Raw genomic sequence first — 21,348 nt, forward strand, 5'->3', positions numbered from 1 at the left:
TTGTTTAACGCTCAGGGGGTGGACATACGTCAAAATAACGGGCAAGATACGACAACCAGGGATGATCAATTATTTTTGGGGAAACAACAAACAACGCCAAACCTTCAAATCCACTCATCACGACGATTCATTTCAGAATTTTTATCGCTAACCGCAGATTCAACAACTTGAAGCAGATGTTGAAACAAGTTCAGCACGACATTACTGCTTTGACCGTCAATCCTTCACCCACCCAATATGTTTTCAAAAATCCTCGGGTGGTTAGACGAAACACTGCATCGCAGTTCTGAAACCGCGACACCAGGCACCCGCCGGTTCCCTTTGCCTGCACGCTTCATAAAAACGCCTGCGGGAAAAGAAAAATATTTCAGGCAATCGGTTTGTTTTCCGGTAAAAGCGTTTAAATTTATTAAAACCAAAGTCTTTCGCTATGCACCGCCGAATTAAATTTAAACAAGCAATTCCTCTGATTATCCTGTTTATACTTGCCATCGTTATTGCATCGATGACGATTGGAAAAGATATTTATTACGGCACCGCAGAAAGTATCAGTTCCTTCGCGATTGTCAACTTTTCGGGTTACCTGTTTTTCCTGGTCATGCCGGTCGAGTTGGCGTTTGTCTATTACCTGCATACCAACCTGAATATTTACCTCCTGAATATCGTGGCCATCGGTACAGCTATCGGGGCGCAAATGATCGACTACCTGATCGGACGTTTTTTCAGCAAGCGGATTATCAACCGACTGATCGGGCGCCGCCGTTACAACAAAGCAGAAGCGGAAATCAGGAAATACGGGAATATTGCCATTTTCGTGTTCAACCTGCTGCCACTCTCCTCCCCGGTTATTTTGCTGGCTGCCGGCATGTTGAAACACCGGCTGAACGAAGCGCTTCTGTACAGTTTATTGGGCTTGTTTCTGAAATATGCATTCATGAGCTTGATATTCTGAAACAAAAAGCCCGGCGTTCGAACAAAACCCCGGGCCTGAAATCGTTGATAATATGCCTTTACAATAAGTCGGCTTCCAGCAGCAGTTCTTCCATGTCAACCTGAACATCCAGGGCCGCTTCGCGTGCTTTTTCGGCAAAATCAGTGTCAGACGAGGCATAAATAATTGCCCGCGACGAGTTTACCAGCAGTCCGCATTGATCGTTCATGCCGTATTTCGCCACTTCTTCCAGACTACCGCCTTGCGCACCGACACCCGGCACCAGCAAAAAATGATCGGGAACAATCTCCCTGATTTCTTCCAGTTTTTCGGCTTTGGTTGCCCCTACCACAAACATCATGTTATCGGCGGTTCCCCACTGTTGCGAAGTTTTCAGCACCGATTCGAACAACAAATCACCGGTTTCTTCATTTTTAATAAACTGAAAGTCAGCAGCACCTTTATTCGAAGTTAAGGCCAGCAGAATGACCCATTTATCCAGGTAGGTCATAAACGGCTTGACGGAATCTTCGCCCATGTAGGGGGCAACGGTTACCGCGTCGAAGTCCATATGGTCGAAGAAAGCCCGGGCATACAAGTTTGAAGTATTCCCAATATCGCCCCGTTTGGCATCGGCAATAATGAATTGCTCGGGGTATTTTTCGCGGATGTAATGCACTGTTTTTTCAAGGCTTTCCCATCCGGCTACTCCCAGGCTTTCGTAAAACGCCAGATTGGGTTTGTAGGCTACGCATAAATCCTGCGTGGCATCAATAATTTCTTTATTAAAGGCAAACACCGGGTCGGAAGTTTCTTTCAGGTGCGCCGGTATTTTCAACAAGTCGGTATCCAGTCCGATGCACAGAAAGCTTCGTTTCTGCCTGATTTGTTCGAATAATTGTTCTTTGTTCATGGTGAATACTTAAATTTCAGCTTCTTTTAATTTTTCAGCGTTTTCTTCGATCTGAAGCTTTTCGATGATTTCATCCACATCGCCTCCAATGATGGCCTGCAGGTTATACAGGGTGAGGTTGATGCGGTGATCGGTTACACGTCCCTGCGGCCAGTTGTATGTGCGTATTTTGGCCGAACGGTCGCCGGTTGAAACCATTGTTTTTCGTTTCGACGCAATTTCATCGATATACTTCTGGTATTCCATGTTGTAAATCCGCGTACGCAACTCGGTCATGGCCTTGGCGAGGTTTTTCAGCTGCGATTTTTCATCCTGGCAGGTAACCACAATTCCGGTCGGAATATGCGTTAACCGGATGGCGGAATAGGTGGTATTGACTGACTGCCCTCCGGGACCCGACGAACAGTAGGTATCTTTTCGGATATCGCTTTCTTTCAGTTCGACGTCAAACTCCTCGGCTTCGGGCAACACGGCTACCGATGCTGCCGAGGTATGCACCCGGCCCTGGGTTTCGGTTTGCGGCACCCGCTGTACCCGGTGTACGCCCGATTCGTATTTCAACACCCCGTAAACACCCTCTCCGGTTACTTTGGCTACAATCTCCTTGTACCCGCCCGAAGTACCTTCGCTGATATTGGTCACTTCGAGACGCCAGCCACGACGTTCGCAAAATTTGGAATACATGCGGAACAGGTCTCCGGCAAAAATACTGGCTTCGTCGCCGCCGGTTCCTGCACGGATTTCGAGGATGGCATTTTTGCCGTCTTCGGGATCGGCCGGAACCAGCAGAAGCTTGATTTCCTTTTCCTTGGCAGGAAGAAGTTCTTCGGTTTGCTCAATCTCTTCCTTAGCCATTTCGCGGATTTCAGGATCGCTTTCTTCGGCGAGCATCTGCTTACCCGATTCGATATTCTCAACCAAACTTTTGTATTCTTTGAAGGCCTGAACCAGGGCCTCTAAGCGGCGGTATTCCTGGTTCAGCTTCACATAGCGCTTCATGTCGTTCATCACCGAAGGGTCGGTAATCTGCTGTCCGACTTCGTCGAAGCGGTATTTTATGCTTTCGTATTTACTTAATAATGAATAATCTGCCATATGTTACAGTTTCAAGTTCCAAATTCCAAATCTCATCCGGCAATTGCCGGACCGGCGCAGACGGATTCAAGGTTCAAGGTATTCCTTCATTCTAATATTCTAAGTACTCTGACATTCTAATATTCAAATGTTCCGTATTCCGACTCAATGGTCAGCTTTTTACCTTCAAAAGCCTCCACCCGACCAACGATCCGGGCGTCAATATCAAATGATTGCGAAATTTCGATGATGGCATCAGCCAGTTCAGGCTCCAGGTAAATTTCCATCCGGTGCCCCATGTTAAACACCTTGTACATTTCCTGCCAGTCGGTTTTCGATTCTTCCTGAATCATTTTAAACAGCGGAGGAACCGGGAACAGGTTGTTTTTGATGACATGCACCTGATCGACAAAATGAAGCACCTTGGTTTGCGCTCCTCCCGAGCAGTGGATCATCCCGTGAATCCGGTTCCGGTAGCGGTCGAGTATTTTTTTGACGACAGGGGCATAAGTCCGGGTTGGCGAAAGGACCAGTTTTCCGGCATCCAGGCCAATTCCGGCAATAGCTTCCGTCAGCTTTTTACTGCCCGAATAAACGAGTTCTGCCGGCACATCCGGATCAAAACTTTCCGGGTACTTTTGCGCCAGGTAATTCGAAAAGACATCGTGGCGGGCCGAAGTCAACCCGTTGCTGCCCATCCCGCCATTATAGGCCTTCTCGTAGGTGGCCTGCCCGAACGAGGCCAAGCCCACGATTACATCTCCCGGCTGAATGTTGCCGGCCGAGATCACCTCGTCGCGTTTCATGCGGCAGGTAACCGTCGAATCAACAATAATCGTGCGGACCAGGTCGCCGACATCGGCCGTTTCGCCTCCGGTTGGATAAACGCCAACCCCCATTTGCTGCAATTCGGTACAAAGTTCGTCGGTTCCGTTGATGATGGCGGCAATGACTTCGCCCGGAATTTTATTTTTATTGCGCCCAATGGTCGACGATAGCAAAATATGATCTGTCGCTCCCACGCAAAGCAGGTCGTCGATATTCATGATGAGCGCATCCTGTGCAATACCTTTCCATACCGACAGGTCGCCGGTTTCTTTCCAGTACATGTAAGCCAACGACGATTTTGTGCCGGCGCCGTCGGCGTGCATGATGTTACACCAGTCGGGATCTCCGCCCAGCACATCCGGGATGATTTTGCAAAATGCTTTGGGGAACAAGCCTTTATCGATATTCTTAATGGCCTGATGAACATCTTCTTTCGATGCCGATACGCCCCGTGCCATATACCTGCTGTCGCTCATAAAACTGGATTCTGATTTCGCGGCACAAAGTTAATATTTTTAGGGGATTTTCTATCCCGCTCTCAAAAGCAAGTCAGTTGGCCCTGTCGGTAAATGATCAAATCAGATACTGAAACAAATCCGGTTTTTCGTTCACATATTCATACACGAAGCCATGTTCGGTCATTCGCCGGACAAGCCCGTCGAAGTCATTCTTGTCGGTCAGCTCAATCCCGACAAAGGCCGGACCTTTTTCGCGGTTGTTCTTTTTGGTGTATTCAAAGTGGGTGATGTCGTCGTTCGGACCAACGACAAATTCCACAAAATCGCGCAAGGCGCCTGCCCGCTGCGGAAAACGAACAATAAAGTAGTGTTTCAGCCCTTCAAACAACAGCGAACGTTCCTTGATCTCTTCGGTGCGGGTGATGTCGTTGTTGCTGCCCGACACGATGCACACCACGTTTTTTCCTTTTATCCGGCCGGCATAATAATCGAGCGCGGCAATCGAAAGCGCGCCGGCCGGTTCAACCACAATGGCATCGCGGTTATACAGCTCCAGGATTTTTGTACAAATACGGCCTTCGGGGACCAGCACGATGTCATCGACCACCTGCCTGCAAATCTCAAACGGAAGGTCGCCGACACGCTGGACCGCCGCCCCGTCGACAAATTTATCGATATCCTGCAAGGTAAGCACTTCGCCTTTTTTCAGCGACTCATGCATGGAAGGGGCGCCAGCCGGTTCAACCCCGATAATTTTGGTAGTCGGGCTTACCTGCCTGAAATAGCTGCCCACGCCGGCAATCAGTCCGCCGCCGCCAATGGGCACAAACAGGTAATCGATCTGACAGGCAGAATCCTGAATGATCTCGAGCGCGGCGGTTGCCTGCCCTTCAATAATCAACGGATCATCAAATGGATGGATATAGGTTTTGCCGTTCTCAGAACAGTCTTTCCAGGCTTCGGCGCTGGCGTCGTCGTAAGTATCGCCGTGCAAAACAATTTCAACGAATTCTTTACCAAACATCTGCACTTGTTTGATTTTTTGCCGGGGTGTGGTGGTAGGCATATAAATTTTGCCCCGGATGCCTAACCTCCAGCAAGAGTATGCAACTCCCTGCGCATGGTTGCCGGCGCTGGCGCATACAATCCCGTTTTTCAGCTGTTCCGTTGTCAGGCTTTTAATTTTATTATAAGCCCCGCGTATTTTATACGAGCGGACCACCTGCAAATCTTCCCGTTTCAAAAACACCTTGCAGCCAAACTGTTCCGACAAGTTCCGGTTTTCGGCCAAAGGTGTGGCATTCAGCACCTCGTTAATCGTCAGTTTTGCCCTGTTTATCGCCTGTAATGATGGAAAATATCCCTTCGCCATTTCTTTTTCTTTTTTTATGAAATCCAACCTGATCAGGCCGGTTTGCGTTTACCCCGGTATAAATAATAAGTCAGCACCAGTTCGATCGCTTTGCGGATTGCCTCATTGATTTGGTACTGTTCGTTTGCCAGAACAAAATCAATGGCTGCCAGGCGCATATAATAATCGGTTGCCAGGGGGGCCCTATTAAACGCCTGCGGGCTTAGCTGTTGATACGCGGTCGACTCTTTGATGGTTTTACAGGTAATCAGCCGGATTTCGCGCTGTTTATTCAGGTTGGCTGCGAAACCAAACAAACGGCAGATCAATCCCCGGTACGGGTATGAACGGCAGCCGCCGGGCTTGTCGCCCAGTGGCGAGAAGAGGATACAAAGGCTGTTTTCGGGCAGTTCCTCCAGTTGAGTGTATACCAATTCGGCCGTCCCGTCGCGGTAAAGTTGATACGCCAATGGCAAAAACTCGAGCGGCGAGGCCGAAATATCTTTCTTCAAGCAACACAAATGGCAATTTGCCGCACAGGCCATCCCTGCATTTTTTCTAAATTTTTCAGTGTGCAAAGCCGCTTCGTTCAAGACTTTTTGCACGCGTTGAACCTTCCTGTACATCGGTCATCCTCACAATAATCTGTTTCATCTAACTGCGCCAAATATATCAATTTGTTGTTCTTGCTGATACTCCTGAAAACCACTATTTTTAATCAAACCATGAAAATTTTACGTTGGATTATTTCTTTTTCAGCCCGGGTTCCGGCTAAGGCATAAGCTCGTTGAAAACTGGATTTTGCCTTTTCGTTATCAATGGTTTTATAAAGTTCGCCAAGCAGTACAAAATAAAAATGGTTGTTTTCCAACTTCAGGTTTTCGGCTTCCGCCAGCGCTGCCTGCCTCCCATTCGCTTTGTACAGGGCAAATGTCCGGTTAAGCGCAACTGAGGGGGAATAATTCACCTGCAAAAGCTGGTCGTACAAAGACAAAATGTTGTCCCATTTTTCCGGGCTATCCTCTTTGATGCAGTGCCACGAAGCAATCCGCGCTTCCAGGTGATACGAGCTTAACTCGTCTCCCCGGGCCGAAAGGTTCAAAAAATACATCCCCTGATCGATCAATGCGGTATCCCAAAGCTCATCGTCCTGCTGTTCGTAAAGAACCATCGCGTTTTCGCTTATTTGTCTGGCGCTGAACCGCGAAGCATGAAAACACATGAGCGCCATCAGGGCGTTTGTTTTAGGCTGCCCGGTCTTTTCATATTCCGTCAGCATGAGCCCCAGGCGCATTGCTTCCAGGCACAGCTCTTTCTGCAAAACCTGGTTGTTGGTTTTGGAGTAATAACCTTCGTTAAACAGCAGGTAAACGATGTGCAAAACATTATCGAGACGCTTATCAATCTCATTTTCGGGCGGGAACTCCATCCTGACCTGTTCGTCCCTCAGCTTTTCTTTTGCCCTGAACAGCCTTTTATTGATGGTTTCTTTATTTGAAAGAAAAGCCTCGGCAATTTCGTCGATGCCAAATCCGCAAAGTATACGCAGCGCTAATCCGATTTGCGCTTCGCTGGCGACAACCGGGTTGCAAATAGCAAAGATCATTTGCAACTGACTGTCTTTGATGTTCTGCTGCGAGAAATTCAATTCTTCGCTTTTACCATTGATTTCAAGGCTTAGCTGAGGAATTACCTTTTCTTCAAAAATTTTATTTCTCCTGAAAAAATGCAGTGTTTTTTGTTTGGCCACCGCATAAAGCCAGGCTGCCGGATTCCCGGGAACTCCTTTCATCCCCCAGGTTTCGGCAGCCTGCAGAAAGGTTTCGCTGACCAGATCTTCGGCGGTTTCGATGTGTTGCAATCCGTAAAGTTTACTGATCACAGCAACCATCCTGGAAAATTCCTGTTGAAACAACCGTTTTAGAGATTCGGATTCCATTGGCAGGCTTATTCATAAAATGGGCGCACCTCAACGCTGCCTTTGTAGTCGAGCGCCGGGCAGCCGTGGGCCAGGGTGGTGGCTTCATCCAAACTATCGGCTTTAACCACCATAAAACCGCCCAGTATTTCGCGGATCTCGACAAAAGGGCCATCGGTCACCACCCCACCGGGTTTCAACACTTTTCCTTCGGTTGAAAGGCGGTTCCCGTGGCTGACAAACTTCCCCTGCGAGGCAATCCCTTCGACCCAGTTTTGCCATCTTTTTGCAATCTGTTGCATTTCTTCCGGCGAAATGGCTTTGGCGTCGTAGCTTTGCTGGCGGAACAGAAACATAAATTCTTTCATTTGCTTTTAATTTTAATCTTTATTCTAACTGAAAGCTGTTTCAGAAATAAATCGGACTCATGAAGTTCAAATCCGGAACATCTCCAACTGTTGATTTCGATCTTCCTTCAGAAAAACAACATCAATCCGATCATTTTGGTTCTTCGGTTTTTATGTGACTCCTCAGAGATAAATCACACAAAACCATTCTCGTCCTGAGTAATTACCTAACTGGCGTGCACCGCATGTTGCCCGACCTCGTAGGTGCCTGCGGGGGTGCGGAAAGCAATGTTAATCCGGTTGTAGCTGTTAATAGTAATCACGGCCATCGTCAGATCGATCAGTTCTTCTTCGGAAAACTGTTCACTCGCCTGTTCATACACCTCATCCGGCACATGCCCATCAGTCACCAGGGTGACAGCTTCGGCCCAAGCCAGCGCCGCCCGTTCGCGTTGGGAATAAAAAGGCGCTTCCCTCCAGGCATCCATCATGTAAAGACGCTGTTCGCTTTCGCCCAGGGCACGTAAGTCTTTGGAGTGCATATCCAGGCAATAGGCGCAGCCATTAATTTGCGACACGCGGAAATAGACCAGGTCCAACAACATTTTCTCCACAGGCGATTTTGCCAGGTAAACACCCAGGCCATACATCGCCTTTACCGCACGCGGGCTTTTCTCGAAAGCATTAATTCTCTGTTTCATTCTGTTTTTGTTTAATTGCCTGCTTTCAGGCAGACGGGTTATAAAATCTGTTTTACACTTCAATAATGAATGGGATTTCTGAAATTGGACATGAAAAGATATTTTTTTTGCGTATGAAGGTTGAAATGTGACAAGGGAGAGGTAAACCGAATCAACGAACTGCCATGATGTTGACAAATGCGCGAATGGGCTGTTTCAGCAATACAAATGCAAAAGCGACACTCAGCAAAACCACACCGGCTCCCCTAAACAGGAAGTCGAGGCCAAACGTTTCGGCAATGGGTTGGCCGGCTACGGGCGACATAAATTGTCCAAGGAAAATGGCAGTGGTTAAACCGCCCACAGCACGGCCGCGAAAAGCTTCGGGGACCTCGGAGGTCAGCCACACATTCAGATTGGGAAACATCAGGCCCGTTCCCAAACCGCTAACGGCAAGTCCGGCGAGCACCGGCAAATAGTTGTCACCCAATCCGATCAACAGATAGCCGGTTCCCATCAATCCGAAATTCAGCGAAAGAATGGAAATATAGTCCATCCGGGCCCGAACCCGGCTATAGAACAAGGATATCACCATCCCCGACAGGGTAGCCACGGCAATAGCCATTCCGCTGGCCGTGGGACCGGCTCCAACCAGCGTCTTCAGGTAAAACGGTATTTGCAAGGGAACAAAATAAAAGATGACCATTCCTCCAAAGGCCACGCCGTAAATCAGCGTAAGCAGCCGGACCGGTTTGACAACAGGTTCTCCCGCTGTATTTTCCGTATTCGCTTTTTTCACCTGACTGACCGGTTCGCTGAGTGACGAGATGACCAACGGTATCAATACGATGGAAAACAAATAGATCGTAAACGGCCATCGCCAACCGACTTCTGTCAGGGCGCCTCCTGTCGTCAGGAAAATCACGCCGCCAAAACTCATGAAAGCAGCTTGCCAGCCCATAAAGCGGGAACGGGCCTGTCCTTCGTAATAGTCGGCGACAAGCGTGGTGGCGCTGGTCATGATCCCGGCCACTGCGATTCCCAACAGGGCGCGTCCTGCCAGAATTGCGCCAATCGAGTCGAGATAGATCCCCGAGCTGCCGCCAATGCCGTAAAGAATCATGGAGGGAATGAGTAAACGCAAGCGACCGTTCCGGTCGAGAAACCAGCCGGCAAGAGGAGCTGCCAGCACGATGAACAAGGCAGGCATCGTGAAAATCAGCCGGACCCAGAGTCCAACATCGTTCACTCCCCTGAAGTGGGCCTGTATCGAAGGTAATGCCGGAGCAATGGTGGCCCCCGCCATCACCGTTAAGCTGCTCACCAGTAGCAGTGCCGCCTTTGTGGAAAACCGATTCATTTTCATGCTGTTCCCTCCATCTTTACGATTATCTTTTGCAAAACAGCGTCCAGTTCCGGTACATCCGACAGCCTTATCAAAAAATACCGTTCGAGTATTTGCCGTAATTCGGTAACGGTTTCCAGTGTTCGTTTTTCGGTTTGGCCATGAAGGTAGTGGATAGAAAACTGATTTCCCCTCAGTGTATAACGTCGCGATGGGTTAATATCAGGACGGGCAGCAATCAAACCGGTTACAAAATGAGATTCCGGATGATTGGAAAGGTACCAGTTGGTTAACTGATAGTCTTCGCGGTAATGCTCACTCAGATTAAAGCGGTACAATGCTTTCCATTCTCCGTCAATGCGGGTAAAAAGAATATACTCCTCTCCTTCCCGGGTCAATTTAAACGGTTCGTGAGGTGTTTCCTGTGCTGTAACCGGCTCAAGCAGCAAGGGTGCGGTGAGCACCATCCCGCCGAAACCCACATCGCAAATATATTTTTTGCTTTCAGCTTCTACCAGGATCAACATGTGCCCGCGGGGAGTAATCCGCCCTTCCGGCACATTCCAGAGAACACGCGCGGCCAGCCCTTTCGCCCAAAATCCCAACGATCTCAAAACATCCATAAACAGGAGATTTTGTTCGAAGCAGTACCCGCCCCTGTTTTCGTAAATCAACTTTTGCTGAAGTGATTTCGAATCAAGTAAAACCGGAATTCGCAACAAGGGGTTCAGGTTTTCAAAAGCGATGGCCAGCGGGTGAAGAAAGTGGAGTTTTTTCAATACGTCCAGGGTCGCTGCCCGGGGACCGTCATAACCGATCCGGTCAAAATAAGCGTTCAAATCAATTTCTGTTTTCATTGTTTCTCGTTTTTCATTTATCCATTGTCCCGTTTCTCCGGGAAACTATTCTTTCGCTATAAAGCCTGGCGTTTTCAGGTCGACAGGTTAAATTTCGCAGGTCAGGTGATGGTTTCTTTTGTCTTTTTATGATGAAGCGCCTCGGCAAACCAAAGAAATTCATCCAGAAACTTGTTCGTCATTCTTATAATTTGTTCATTTTCAGGCTCAAAGAAATCATCAAACGCATGAGGTATATCCGAGACCAGCAACTTATACGGAAGCGGAAAAGCGCCCAGACTCAAAATCACATGTTGCAGTTGCGTGGATGCATTAATTCCGCCCATTCGTCCTGATGAAGTGGCAACCACACCGATCGGTTTCCGCTGAAATTCGGGCCAGAAATGGTCCAGGGCATTTTTTAACGCTCCTGAAAAGCTTCCGTGGTATTCGGGGCTAACAAAGATCAGGGCATCGGCCTCCTGAAGCCGGAAACTAATCAGTTCAATATTCTTTAGTGCCTCTTCGCCAGACTTTTCATCTGTACCAAAAACAGGCAACGGAAATTTCGCCAGATCAATCAAATCGGGCTCAATGCCCCTCTTTTTCAGGGATTTTGCCACATAGAAAGCGGCCCTGTGAGATTGTCTTCCCTCCCTGACGGTTCCTAAAAGCATCGATATTTTCATCATGGTATCCTCCTCTTCCTAAACTCTGTCTGTTTACTGTTGACTTAACACAACAAAGATGAGAAGCAATGATTTGGGAAAAAACAGACTATCGTCCAGAAGTCAACCTGTACGATAGGACAGGTGCTGCTGCAAGAAATAATGGTTTTTTTACAAGGAAGAACTGGCAGAAACCGGTTCAAAATCCCGTCAGTCCCCGCTGAATCGCGGTTTCGACTGCCTCGGTACGGGTACGGGCAAGAAGTTTGGATAAAATGGATGAGACGTGAAACTTAACGGTTCGCTCGGAAACAAACAGCTGTTCGGCAATTTGCCTATTTGTGTGTCCTTTTTTCACGAGGGCAAGTACTTCCAATTCCCGTTTCGTTAATGGCGAAGTCGGATAATGCAAACGTTTTTCATTTGCTTCGTCAACCGTAGGTAAGTCGGCCTCATCCAGAATCAGCGAAAGCTGCCGGTGCAATTCCTCGGCCTGGCTCAACGTATTTTCAACCTGGCTCGCAGTCAGTAGACTATTCTTTTGTTCGGTAAATGTTTTGACTTCGTTTAACTGAGTCACCAACTCTTCCATGCCCGGGGCGATCACACGAGCCAGCACATCGCGCATGGAAGAGTCTTTTTTCAATACCCTCTCACCATGAGATTCCTGTACCCGTGTCCGCTGAATCGCAATGCTTACCAACTCGCCGATGGTATTTAAAACGGAAAGTTGTATTTCATCCAACTGTTGCGTTTCCTTGCTCACCAGGTTAATCAGGCCTACCTTTCGTCCTTCAATGGTGATCGGAATGGTGGCATGAAACTTCAATCCCCGTGTTCCGGAAGTAATGTCCTTCAAACGCGTACAGGTTATTTCACTGATATTGCGGGCTGCTGAAATGCCATTTGCCAGGTACATGTCGATGCAATAGCAACGCCCCGACAACCGCTCCGGATAACGGCTAAGCGCGGGAGGCAGGTTATACGAAGCAGCCAGATAAACCGAATCTTCCTGCACCAGCCAAATCCACCCTGTTTCCAGATGCAACAATTCGACTGTTTTTTCCAGCGCTTTCCGCAGCGCCGAATGCAGCGAAAATTCCTTGTTCAGATATTTCGCAATTTCATACAAATGAAAATAAGCTTTATCTTCCATCTAATCAGGCATCAATTTCTGCTATCCTGCTTTTACCGCTTTAAACAAAGCCCGAAACACCGCCATATTTAACTCCGCGTCGGTAAAAATCTCCAACAAGGCGGGTTTTGACCGGATGGGCGAATAAAAGTCGTTCAAGGCTGTTTCCAGTTCTGTTTCGTGGCTGGCTTTGAAATAGTCGAGCCCAAAAGTACAGGCAATGCCTTCGGCCTTGAATTTATTTTCGGTGAAAAAATGTTCGCGAAAAGCGGGCGATTTTTCCGGCCCTTTGATCAGTGAGAAAATATTGCCTCCCCCGTTGTGAATGACAATGACCCGCAGATTTGACCCGATGTATTTATTCCACAAGGCATTGGAGTCATAAAAGAACGACAGGTCACCAAGGATCACTGTGTTCAGTTCTCGGGACCCGGAGGCAAAGCCAACCGCCGCAGACAAGCACCCGTCGATACCGGCCGTTCCGCGGTTACTGAAATACATCGCGTTTTTCACCCGCTCGCCGATCAGGGCATATCGCACCGGCGAGCTGTTTCCCAGATGAATCACCGAATTTTCAGGAATGGCTTTGCCAAGCCGATCAAATACCGTCAAATCGGAGAATCCGGCCTGACTGACAAAGGCATCACGCCCTGTGTTGACCTGTTTTTCTTTTTCTTTCCAGCGGGCCAGGTAGCTTTGTCCTTTTGAAGTAACGCCCTCCAAAAGCTGCCCAAAAAAGGCAGCTGCATCCTGCTGAATCACTTTCGTCAGCGACTGGTAGGTGTCGAAATGCTCGCCCGACAAACTCAAATGCCAGTGGTTGGCAGGTTTGTTGTCCCTCAGAAATTGTTTCAGTGATTTGGAAACAAATTGGCCTCCAAAGCTGATCAGTAGGTTGGGACTGAAATCTTTCAGCTCTCTTTCGGGCATTGCGGCCATCAGCATGTCGACACTGCTGCAAAACCACGGGCTGCCGAGGTTCGACAGGTGTTCGTGCAATACAAGGGCGCCGGTTTTCTCTGCCAGCCCGGCCAACCGGCCCTCGAGCCCGGGAACAGGTACTTGCTGACCGGCTAAAATCAACACCTTTTCAGCCTGGTTGTAGGCTGAAACCAGCTTCTCCAGCTCGGCGCCTGTTAAAACAGCCTGCATCCCGGCGGGCTCAATCACTTTAATCACGGGCAGCCCGGCATCGAGTAGATCATGCAGTGGTTCGTCCTGCGGAATGTTGATGTGAACCGGTCCCGGTGTGCCCGAAACGGCGAAATTTAAACATTCATTGATTTCGCGTGCGGCAAACCACAGCTCGTTTTCCGACTCGCCCAGCGGCAGGCTGATTTCTTTTTTGATGAAATTCCGGTAGATGCCCGCCTGCCGGATACATTGGCTCTCCGCCTGATCGATCCAGTAGTCCGGACGGTCGGCCGTAAGCACAATCAACGGCACATTCAGATAAAAGGCTTCGGCTACTGCCGGAGCATAATTGAGGGTAGCCGTGCCCGAGCTGCAAACGATGGCTACCGGCTTTTGTTTCGCCTGGGCTAAGCCCAGGGCAAAATAGCCGGCGCTGCGTTCATCAACAATATTGCGGCAGTTGAACAGTCCGCTGCCGGCAAAGGTATGCGTCATGGGTCCGTTGCGCGACCCCGGCGAAATGATGATATCATCAATTCCTTTTGCCCGTAAAACAGCGGCTAATTGCTGAATGTGCTTTTTTGTTGAAATCATTTATTTTGAACAGCTTCAATGGCTGATAAAAGTGTCCGTGCTTTATTATTGGTTTCTTCCCACTCTTCCTCAGGAACCGACCTGGACGTAATCCCGCCCCCGGCATACAGGATGTACTGATCGGGAGTGAGTTCCATACAGCGTAAATTTACAAATAAACAAACAGAATTGTTTAACCGCCAGGGGCCCAGGTAGCCTGTATAATAGCGCCGGTCGTGCTTTTCAATTTTTGAAATGAACTGATCGGCTTTTGATTTCGGAAAACCGCAAACGGCCGGCGTGGGATGCAGCTCGGCAATAAAATCGCCCAGGCAGTTTTCTATCTTTTTGGCTGAAAAATAAAAACTGGTTTTCAGGTGGGCAACCCGGCCGCTTTCCATGGTTTCGGGCCCTTGGGTGGTATAATCGTGAATATTAAAACGGTAAAGTACGTCAAGCAGGTAGCGCGAAACAAAAGCCTGTTCTTCAATATCTTTGGTGTGCCAGCCATAATCCGGATCTGTTCGGCGGGGCTGGGTTCCGGCCAGTGAAACCGTTTCCAGCGTTTTTCCTTTCGAACGAAGCAATACTTCCGGCGTAGCTCCCATCCAGATCCCGCTTTCGGGCAGGTTTACCAGGTATACAAACGCGTTGGGTGTTTGCGAACGCAGCTGCATGTACAGTTGACCTACCGATTCGTGTTCCCGCTTTTGGGGGATCAGCCGTGAAACAATCACCTTCGACAATTTCGTTTTGTGTAACGTTCCAATGGTTGCCGCAATATCGTCAAGGTAGTCCTCCTTCTGAATAACAAAATAATCGCCGGCAGGCCGGGCGGGTGGTTCACAGGCAGGCAAGGAATCGATATCGAAGGACTGAAGGTCGCGGAAATCTTTCAAAAGAATTCCCGGTTTCAACAAAACCAAGGGAGCAGTTTCGCTGATCCGGAAGGGGGCAAAAACAAATCCCTCCTGCCCGTTCAGTTTATTAAAGTCAGAAAGCAAGAGTAAATCCTGTTTTTCGCCGATCAGCAGTTCGGGAAGCTCCTCCCCGGGCATCGACCAGGCGGCAAACGGTCTGTTTTTGGCTAATATCTTGTCTAAAAGTAGGCTGTATTCGTTCCCCTTATTCATTGCGTTTTACGATCATGTTAGTCACCCGGATGGTTGAAACCAGGCGACCATCTTTGTTGGTTACATCAACATTCCAAACATGCGTTTGGTTCCCCTGATGGATAATTTTTGCCGTTGCCAGAACAAATCCGTCCCGAACCGTTCCGGTATGACTCCCGGTAACATGAATTCCCCGGATATCAAATTCACTCATGTCAATCACGAGCATACTGCCCAGGCCGGCAATTGTTTCGGCCAGGGCCAGATTCGACCCTCCGTGCAGGATACCGTCGGGGCGGGTTGTTTGCGGGCAAACAGGCATACTGGCCCGGACTTCACCCCGGGCAATCGCTTCAATCCTGATCTGAAGATTGCCGATCAGGCTGTTTTGCATCGCCGTATTGATTAATTCAAGGGGCGTATCAATGGTTAACATGCTAAAATCCATCGTGCTTTTTTCTAAAATAAGCCCCTAAAATAGCGTATAGTTTTAACTTTCAGAAAAACTTCTGTTCATATTTTACCGGTATAAACACCGGCGCCGGCCCCGCGTGCAGTTCACGAAGCCGGCGCCAGCGCAGCACGATCAACACTAGCCGTGCCTGCGAAGGTACTTCTCCAACTGAACGCCACTGATGGATAAGTCGGCGGGCGGATTGCTGTTGTTCTCGGTGAGATAGACTAATTTAGACTCATGCTTCCCGAGCGAAACACTGATCGTATCCAGGTTCCCGAGTCCCATACTTCGCCCGGGATCCCACAAATAAGCCCAGCATTTGTTTTCGCCGTTAATTTCAACCATTTGGTAGGTTTCCTGTACCGGCTCGTCGGTATCGTTTACAAACAAAACACCCCAGCTGCGCGGCGATTTGTAGCGGCGGACGGCGACCTTGCATTTTCTGTTCTCTCCCCAGAAAGGCATCACGGCGCTTTGCGGCCGATCCTGAGGCTGAAGAAAACGCCAGAAATTCAACTGATCTTCACTCAGCGTTGAGAAGCGGTCGGATGTATGAACCGTCCCTCCAAGAATACCATTCCACTGAGCGATGGTTGTTTTTTCCGTTTCGGTCAGGTCGTTATTCACATTACGCAAGTAAATTGTATCAGGATCATTTTGCCAGAACACGTTGTTAAAATACTGGCAATTGTAGGTTTCCTGAAACATATTCTCAACGCCATCCGGCGACCAGGTACTTTCCACATCATTCGAAACACGCATGCCATCCACGAAACCGATCAGCGGGGCAAAGGGGGCAATGCTGGCCAGCCAGTAACTACCGGCCCCAATCTCTTCGCGAATAATCGCGAGGATTTCAACCAAAATCTGAACGGAGGTTTTATCCCGGTTGTAACGCCTGATGTTGGTGCTGTCCTTCAGCCCCCAGTCCAGGAAGTCGGTCTTAAAAAATGTGTATCCCATCTTCCGCAAACTCCTGAAAACCTTGGCAATGTATTTTTGCACATCGGGATGACTGCCGTCGAGGGCATAATGGTTCCCTTCCGGCGTTTCCCATTGAGGGACCGGGTCTCCTTTCAGGTCTTTAATCAGCCAGTTTTGATGATTTCGAAACAGTTTACTCTTCCCGTCCACCATAAACGGAGCTACCCAGATCCCGGCACGATAGCCCCTTCTGAATATTTCACGGGCGGCATCTTCCATCGATTTGGGCCAGTTGTCGTTGGTATCGAGCCAGTCGCCGTGGGTGCAGTAACAATCGTCAATCTGGATGGTTTGTATCGGGATTTTAGGCTCAAGGTTGTCTAAGGTGACCAGCTGTTCTTTCAACTTTTCAAACGAAAAATCCTTTTTGTACTCATACCAGGAGCTCCAGTGGTAGCTTGTCCGGGTATCTTTCCGGGCCACCATATTTTCCGAGATGTTCCAGGCCAGGTGCTGAAGCGTTTCGTAGGGCTGGTTTCCCTGGATGATGTAAATATCGGGCAGCTTGATAAAATCGTCTTTCAGGGGAATGTTTTCCATCACAAAGCCGGTTTCAAAAAAAATATCTTCCCGGTCGGGAAAACGGTCAAGTAAGCCTTTACGGTGCGGACGGTTATAGATGGTACTTTTTTGTATGAAGTCGGAATGTTCGTATGCGCCAAAGCCCAATGTCCCGTTATCGGCCGAAATGAGGGCCGTCGTGAGGTACGAGCCGTACGACCAGGCTTGCTCGCCGGCGGTATTTCCCCATTCACGGGGCGTGGATCCCTGAATATTGTATAAACCGGATTGTCCTCCAAAGCCCAGTCCCTGCTTAAAAAAACGGGTAACTCCTTCGACCCGGGCTTCACCCAACGGCGAAAAATAAAACGGGGCACGCGACATACTGCTCAGCTCGGCTCCGATGGATACCGAACCATAGTTGATCTTCAGGTCGAGCATGACAAAGCCGCGATCGAGTTCATAAATAATCCGTTTTCCTTTGGGAGAGTCGCCCATGAAGGTATTACGGACAAAAATACTTTGTCCGTCAACCGTCGGGCGACAGTTGCGAAGGCGTATAGTTCCCGCAATTAAATCGAAGGTGCCATCGTTGTGCAGAATCCATTCAGATCTGCCCAGTTTGAACTTCACGGGCCCGGAAGGATCGATCGCCCCAAGAGCTTCAGCGTACAATGGAAGAGGCATCAATGCTCCACTTAATCCTGCTGCCGCCATCTTCAGAAAACTTCTTCTTTCAATTGGTTTTAAAGCCATCGGTTTGTAGCTGCTATTAATGTTTAGGAAATGTAAAATTAACAACTTTTAACACACAATCGACACCGGGCCGAAAAGATTCATCAGGCACAACTCATCTGATAATGACTTCATTAAACCGATACATGTTGTAAAAAACATTTGTTACCGCCAAAAAGGATGCACCGACTACCGGAATTTACTCATTTAAAACCTTTTTAATCCGGGCAACCACTTTGTCGCGGTCCTTCTCCGGGAGGTTTAATATACGGGTTTTGTGGCATCCCTCCGGCTTGATTACGCTCATGTTCTGCCTGTTTCGCCGGAGTGTTGCCGCGCTGGCCGTCCAGGGATCTATTTCACCATAAATGAGTATAACCCCTTTGGCTTCATGCAACAAGAAGTCGCTGATCATAAGAGCGGTAGCCGGATTGTACTGAACCTGCTGATGCCCCGGCACCATCATCCGGTTGAGGTATCCCTCGGCAGATTTAACCGAAATCAGGTCGCCAAACGGTTGCGTATCGTAACCGTAATAGCCTAATTCGCGGGCAGCCTGGTAAAAAAACGGCGAGTACCCGGCCGATCCTTCATACGAAAAATAATCAGGAGGACTTATTTTGACCAGATGCCTGAAAAGCGACTGATCATCTGCAGACAGGTCGGGAATTTCGTGGCACGAATATCCCCACTGCCAAAAAGCAAAAGGATACTCCAGAACAACAAAATCCAGCACTTCTTCCGTTCCAACGGGATAAGTGTACCGGCGGCTTTCACTGTAGGCGCTCAGCAAGGGGAGCATCTGTGCCTTTCTTTTGAGGATTTCAAACTGAAAGTTCAGAATTTTTGACCGACTTTCTGCCGTTCCCGTTTGTTTGAGAAAAGCTTCATGACGTCCGTCTTCCACGCCAAAGTTCAAGGGGGCCACGTAAGCAATGGTCAGATCAACATCGTCAGGAAAAAAAGCACGGTGGGCCAATGCCGTTTGGCCGCCTTTGCTGATGCCCGTGTTCAACCATTTGCCCTGGTAATATTCTTTGAAAATCGATACGATCCGGTGGTGATCCAAGGCGGCATTTCCAACAGTCAGAAATTTCCACACCATCGAATCGGGGACGGATTCTCCGAAATAACGATGCTCCACACAAAACTGGTTTGCCTCCAGAATCTGGCTAAGTTCGTGCCTGTAATTTGGCTGGGAAGCATATTCCGCGCTGTACCCTTCGGTAATGAAAACAACCGGACGAACCGGATCCTTGTCAGCAACGAAAACCCGCTGCAGAAAAAAACCATCCGAACTGTCTTTATGGTTGATGGGTTGCCTGATCTTGATTTCATACGTCTGATTAAAAGACGGATTACCTTCGATTTCCTTCACTTCGGCAATCGCCGGGTTGGATTTCAAAAAATGCTTCAGATCCTGGCCATTGGTTGGAGCAACTAAAAATAAAGCCAAAAGCAGCGTCAAAAGCAAACAACGATATCTTAACATAAAACCGGTTTTAAAAACGCTGAAATTTAATCAGACGAATTGATTTTTGCGAATATGAAGAAACTATTAAGTCATGCCTGAGTTATTTAGAATGCGTTTAAATAATTCAAAAATAAAAGATACTTTTGTCCGATAAATATGCAAGTAAACTGAAATCAGTTTTACCTGCTGCAATGAAAGGAGTTTTTAAAATGAAGAATTTATTCTGCCCTGTTTCACAGGAACGGATTAACGAGCAAGTCACCCGGCTTACAGCGCTGCTGGTTGTGATTACGGCAATCATTGCCTTTGCCTTTAACTCTGTTTTGCTGATGACGTTTATAGCCGCCGATTTTTACATCCGCGCTTTTACCCGATTGAGATATAGCCCGTTAAGCTGTTTGGCATACTGGATGACCCAGGCGCTGAACCTGCCTGAACGTCTGATTGATAAAGCTCCGAAGATTTTTGCAGCCCGAATGGGTTTTACCATGGCCCTTGCGTTTACCAGCTTGCACCTTTTGCAATTGAATCCGGCGTCGGCCATTGTTGCCGGCGTGCTGGTATTTTTTGCAGGGCTTGAATTCGCGTTTGCCTTTTGTGCCGGTTGTACCATTTACACCTACCTGGTATTACCTTTTTACAGAAATTAATTTTCCAACAGATAACTATTTTTTCTCTACCGGCTCAGGCCGGTTTTTTTATGCCTTCCCGATTCACGGACGCCCGACGGTACGCACCCCTACTTGCGGATCAGTTTCACAATTCGCAAGGCCATGTCGGTGAAAATAATCCGGGCATGGCCATTCATCGAGATGTGACGAAAGGCACTTTCCAGTTCTTCAGTGATCGGAATGATATTACGCTCGTTGATAAAAGGCGAAAACCGGCTCGAAAATGCCTGTTCTTCTTCATCCATGAAAACCAGATTCTGGTTATTCAGGTTGTAAATAAAATTCTCACGCACCAGTCCGAGTGCATATTGCAGGAAATTCTTTTGCCGTTCGCGTCCGATTTCTGCGATTTCTGCCATCCACGCAAATAAGTCGGAAAACTTCCGCCCGTAAGCATAACGCATCAGCTCTTTAAAACGCTCCAGGTTGTATCGATTTTGCTCGCCCGGTTCAAGCAAGTGTAAGGCCCGCCGGTAGTTTCCGCGGCTTAGGTGCGCGAGGGTCTCCAGATTTTTTCCGGCAGCTTCCGGTAAGGAATCCAGTGCCCCGGTTAAAGCAGTAGTATCAATCAACGGAACTTTAATCAGCTGACAACGGGAGCGAATGGTGCTGATAATTTCTTCTTCACTTTCGGTAACCAGCAAAAACAAGGTTTTCACAGGTGGTTCCTCAATCATTTTCAGTAATTTGTTGGCACATGAAATATGCATCTTTTCCGGCATCCAGATAATCATCACCTTATATTCCGATTCGTACGATTTCAGGTTGAGTTTCCGGATGATTTCTTCGCTTTGATGGGAGTAGATCAGGCCTTGTGCATTTTCAACCCCAATAAAGCCAAACCAGTCGTCGAGGTTGAAATACGGGTTCGACAAAACCATCTTTCTCCATTCTTCCAGGAAATGATCACTCACCGGTTCTTTGAATTTTGGGGTTTTCACCACCGGAAACACAAAGTGCAGATCGGGATGGATGAGCTTCTGATATTTTTTACAGGAAGTACATTCGCCGCATGAGTCGCCGGCTGTTTTATTGAGGCACGATACATACTGGGCATAAGCCAGCGCCAGCGCCAGGTTCCCTGAACCTTCGCCGCCGGCAAATAACTGGGCATGGCTCACCCGTTCATCGGCAACCGCCTGTATGAGCCTTTTTTTTATGGCTTCCTGCCCGATCACATTGCGAAAAAACATAAGTTAACATTTGAATGAAACAAAAATAAC

At 48.3% G+C, this 21,348-nt stretch carries 20 protein-coding genes; 2 read left to right on the plus strand and 18 right to left on the minus strand.

The features are described 5' to 3' along the window. Positions 1-430 precede the first annotated feature (430 nt). Complete coding sequence (locus ACOIT5_RS04640) at positions 431-952, plus strand: DedA family protein (protein ID WP_423129300.1); 522 nt, start codon at positions 431-433, stop codon at positions 950-952. Positions 953-1,010: 58 nt separating this feature from the next. Here ACOIT5_RS04640 and pyrF read toward each other — a convergent pair whose 3' ends face one another. The 17 genes from pyrF to ACOIT5_RS04725 all read right to left on the minus strand — a co-directional run bounded on the left by pyrF (position 1,011) and on the right by ACOIT5_RS04725 (position 19,472). Then, the gene (pyrF, locus tag ACOIT5_RS04645; RefSeq protein WP_423129301.1) at positions 1,011-1,844 is read right to left on the minus strand and encodes an orotidine-5'-phosphate decarboxylase; all 834 of its coding nucleotides are present in this window, start codon (positions 1,842-1,844) and stop codon (positions 1,011-1,013) included. A gap of 9 nt (positions 1,845-1,853) precedes the next feature. Further along, positions 1,854-2,939 (minus strand): peptide chain release factor 1, encoded by a 1,086-nt coding sequence (gene prfA, locus ACOIT5_RS04650; protein WP_423129302.1) that lies wholly within the window; start codon positions 2,937-2,939, stop codon positions 1,854-1,856. A gap of 116 nt (positions 2,940-3,055) precedes the next feature. Then, positions 3,056-4,222 (minus strand): AIR synthase related protein, encoded by a 1,167-nt coding sequence (locus ACOIT5_RS04655; protein ID WP_423129303.1) that lies wholly within the window; start codon positions 4,220-4,222, stop codon positions 3,056-3,058. A 97-nt stretch (positions 4,223-4,319) separates the two neighbouring features. Continuing rightward, entirely contained in the window at positions 4,320-5,576 is a 1,257-nt protein-coding gene (gene ilvA / locus ACOIT5_RS04660; RefSeq protein WP_423129304.1) for a threonine ammonia-lyase, read from the minus strand. 32 nt (positions 5,577-5,608) lie between these two features. Further along, the gene (locus ACOIT5_RS04665; protein WP_423129305.1) at positions 5,609-6,181 is read right to left on the minus strand and encodes a YkgJ family cysteine cluster protein; all 573 of its coding nucleotides are present in this window, start codon (positions 6,179-6,181) and stop codon (positions 5,609-5,611) included. A 92-nt stretch (positions 6,182-6,273) separates the two neighbouring features. Then, a complete protein-coding gene (locus ACOIT5_RS04670; RefSeq protein ID WP_423129306.1) occupies positions 6,274-7,494 on the minus strand; it encodes an RNA polymerase sigma factor in 1,221 nt (406 codons plus the stop codon). A gap of 8 nt (positions 7,495-7,502) precedes the next feature. Then, on the minus strand, positions 7,503-7,841 hold the full coding sequence (locus ACOIT5_RS04675; protein WP_423129307.1) for a YciI family protein: 339 nt from the start codon (positions 7,839-7,841) through the stop codon (positions 7,503-7,505). Positions 7,842-8,047: 206 nt separating this feature from the next. Beyond that, positions 8,048-8,521 (minus strand): carboxymuconolactone decarboxylase family protein, encoded by a 474-nt coding sequence (locus tag ACOIT5_RS04680; RefSeq protein ID WP_423129308.1) that lies wholly within the window; start codon positions 8,519-8,521, stop codon positions 8,048-8,050. Positions 8,522-8,672: 151 nt separating this feature from the next. Then, the gene (locus tag ACOIT5_RS04685) at positions 8,673-9,866 is read right to left on the minus strand and encodes an MFS transporter (RefSeq protein WP_423129309.1); all 1,194 of its coding nucleotides are present in this window, start codon (positions 9,864-9,866) and stop codon (positions 8,673-8,675) included. Continuing rightward, positions 9,863-10,702, minus strand: coding sequence for an arylamine N-acetyltransferase family protein (locus ACOIT5_RS04690; RefSeq protein ID WP_423129310.1), 840 nt, complete (start codon positions 10,700-10,702; stop codon positions 9,863-9,865). Before ACOIT5_RS04690 ends, ACOIT5_RS04685 begins: the two co-directional genes overlap by 4 nt. Positions 10,703-10,803: 101 nt before the next feature. Then, positions 10,804-11,373, minus strand: a complete 570-nt coding sequence (locus ACOIT5_RS04695) for an NADPH-dependent FMN reductase (RefSeq protein WP_423129311.1) — start codon at positions 11,371-11,373, stop codon at positions 10,804-10,806. Between the two features lie 175 nt (positions 11,374-11,548). Further along, positions 11,549-12,505, minus strand: a complete 957-nt coding sequence (locus ACOIT5_RS04700) for a LuxR C-terminal-related transcriptional regulator (protein ID WP_423129312.1) — start codon at positions 12,503-12,505, stop codon at positions 11,549-11,551. A 21-nt stretch (positions 12,506-12,526) separates the two neighbouring features. Then, on the minus strand, positions 12,527-14,212 hold the full coding sequence (gene menD / locus ACOIT5_RS04705) for a 2-succinyl-5-enolpyruvyl-6-hydroxy-3-cyclohexene-1-carboxylic-acid synthase (protein ID WP_423129313.1): 1,686 nt from the start codon (positions 14,210-14,212) through the stop codon (positions 12,527-12,529). Then, positions 14,209-15,324, minus strand: a complete 1,116-nt coding sequence (locus tag ACOIT5_RS04710) for a chorismate-binding protein (RefSeq protein ID WP_423129314.1) — start codon at positions 15,322-15,324, stop codon at positions 14,209-14,211. Before ACOIT5_RS04710 ends, menD begins: the two co-directional genes overlap by 4 nt. Continuing rightward, positions 15,317-15,751, minus strand: coding sequence for a PaaI family thioesterase (locus tag ACOIT5_RS04715; RefSeq protein ID WP_423129315.1), 435 nt, complete (start codon positions 15,749-15,751; stop codon positions 15,317-15,319). Before ACOIT5_RS04715 ends, ACOIT5_RS04710 begins: the two co-directional genes overlap by 8 nt. Before the next feature lie 144 nt (positions 15,752-15,895). Then, positions 15,896-18,001: a glycoside hydrolase family 36 protein gene (locus ACOIT5_RS04720; protein WP_423129316.1), complete on the minus strand. Its 2,106-nt coding sequence runs from the start codon at positions 17,999-18,001 to the stop codon at positions 15,896-15,898. A gap of 178 nt (positions 18,002-18,179) precedes the next feature. Next, the gene (locus tag ACOIT5_RS04725; protein ID WP_423129317.1) at positions 18,180-19,472 is read right to left on the minus strand and encodes a S28 family serine protease; all 1,293 of its coding nucleotides are present in this window, start codon (positions 19,470-19,472) and stop codon (positions 18,180-18,182) included. Between the two features lie 191 nt (positions 19,473-19,663). On the opposite strand from ACOIT5_RS04725, the gene ACOIT5_RS04730 reads away from it, so the two are divergent. Further along, positions 19,664-20,104, plus strand: a complete 441-nt coding sequence (locus tag ACOIT5_RS04730; RefSeq protein WP_423129318.1) for a DUF4395 domain-containing protein — start codon at positions 19,664-19,666, stop codon at positions 20,102-20,104. 89 nt (positions 20,105-20,193) lie between these two features. Here ACOIT5_RS04730 and ACOIT5_RS04735 read toward each other — a convergent pair whose 3' ends face one another. Beyond that, positions 20,194-21,318, minus strand: a complete 1,125-nt coding sequence (locus ACOIT5_RS04735; protein WP_423129319.1) for an ATP-binding protein — start codon at positions 21,316-21,318, stop codon at positions 20,194-20,196. Positions 21,319-21,348: the final 30 nt, after the last annotated feature.

The sequence above is a fragment of the Gaoshiqia hydrogeniformans genome, from assembly GCF_049347105.1.
GTDB lineage: Bacteria > Bacteroidota > Bacteroidia > Bacteroidales > Prolixibacteraceae > Gaoshiqia > Gaoshiqia hydrogeniformans.

Excerpts from the sequence above, each read along its gene's own strand:
- ACOIT5_RS04640 (WP_423129300.1), top strand. The coding sequence starts at position 431 with ATGCACCGCCGAATTAAATTTAAACAAGCAATTCCTCTGATTATCCTG.
- pyrF (WP_423129301.1), bottom strand. The coding sequence starts at position 1,844 with ATGAACAAAGAACAATTATTCGAACAAATCAGGCAGAAACGAAGCTTT.
- prfA (WP_423129302.1), bottom strand. The coding sequence starts at position 2,939 with ATGGCAGATTATTCATTATTAAGTAAATACGAAAGCATAAAATACCGC.
- ACOIT5_RS04655 (WP_423129303.1), bottom strand. The coding sequence starts at position 4,222 with ATGAGCGACAGCAGGTATATGGCACGGGGCGTATCGGCATCGAAAGAA.
- ilvA (WP_423129304.1), bottom strand. The coding sequence starts at position 5,576 with ATGGCGAAGGGATATTTTCCATCATTACAGGCGATAAACAGGGCAAAA.
- ACOIT5_RS04665 (WP_423129305.1), bottom strand. The coding sequence starts at position 6,181 with ATGTACAGGAAGGTTCAACGCGTGCAAAAAGTCTTGAACGAAGCGGCT.
- ACOIT5_RS04670 (WP_423129306.1), bottom strand. The coding sequence starts at position 7,494 with ATGGAATCCGAATCTCTAAAACGGTTGTTTCAACAGGAATTTTCCAGG.
- ACOIT5_RS04675 (WP_423129307.1), bottom strand. The coding sequence starts at position 7,841 with ATGAAAGAATTTATGTTTCTGTTCCGCCAGCAAAGCTACGACGCCAAA.
- ACOIT5_RS04680 (WP_423129308.1), bottom strand. The coding sequence starts at position 8,521 with ATGAAACAGAGAATTAATGCTTTCGAGAAAAGCCCGCGTGCGGTAAAG.
- ACOIT5_RS04685 (WP_423129309.1), bottom strand. The coding sequence starts at position 9,866 with ATGAAAATGAATCGGTTTTCCACAAAGGCGGCACTGCTACTGGTGAGC.
- ACOIT5_RS04690 (WP_423129310.1), bottom strand. The coding sequence starts at position 10,702 with ATGAAAACAGAAATTGATTTGAACGCTTATTTTGACCGGATCGGTTAT.
- ACOIT5_RS04695 (WP_423129311.1), bottom strand. The coding sequence starts at position 11,373 with ATGATGAAAATATCGATGCTTTTAGGAACCGTCAGGGAGGGAAGACAA.
- ACOIT5_RS04700 (WP_423129312.1), bottom strand. The coding sequence starts at position 12,505 with ATGGAAGATAAAGCTTATTTTCATTTGTATGAAATTGCGAAATATCTG.
- menD (WP_423129313.1), bottom strand. The coding sequence starts at position 14,212 with ATGATTTCAACAAAAAAGCACATTCAGCAATTAGCCGCTGTTTTACGG.
- ACOIT5_RS04710 (WP_423129314.1), bottom strand. The coding sequence starts at position 15,324 with ATGAATAAGGGGAACGAATACAGCCTACTTTTAGACAAGATATTAGCC.
- ACOIT5_RS04715 (WP_423129315.1), bottom strand. The coding sequence starts at position 15,751 with ATGGATTTTAGCATGTTAACCATTGATACGCCCCTTGAATTAATCAAT.
- ACOIT5_RS04720 (WP_423129316.1), bottom strand. The coding sequence starts at position 18,001 with ATGGCTTTAAAACCAATTGAAAGAAGAAGTTTTCTGAAGATGGCGGCA.
- ACOIT5_RS04725 (WP_423129317.1), bottom strand. The coding sequence starts at position 19,472 with ATGTTAAGATATCGTTGTTTGCTTTTGACGCTGCTTTTGGCTTTATTT.
- ACOIT5_RS04730 (WP_423129318.1), top strand. The coding sequence starts at position 19,664 with ATGAAGAATTTATTCTGCCCTGTTTCACAGGAACGGATTAACGAGCAA.
- ACOIT5_RS04735 (WP_423129319.1), bottom strand. The coding sequence starts at position 21,318 with ATGTTTTTTCGCAATGTGATCGGGCAGGAAGCCATAAAAAAAAGGCTC.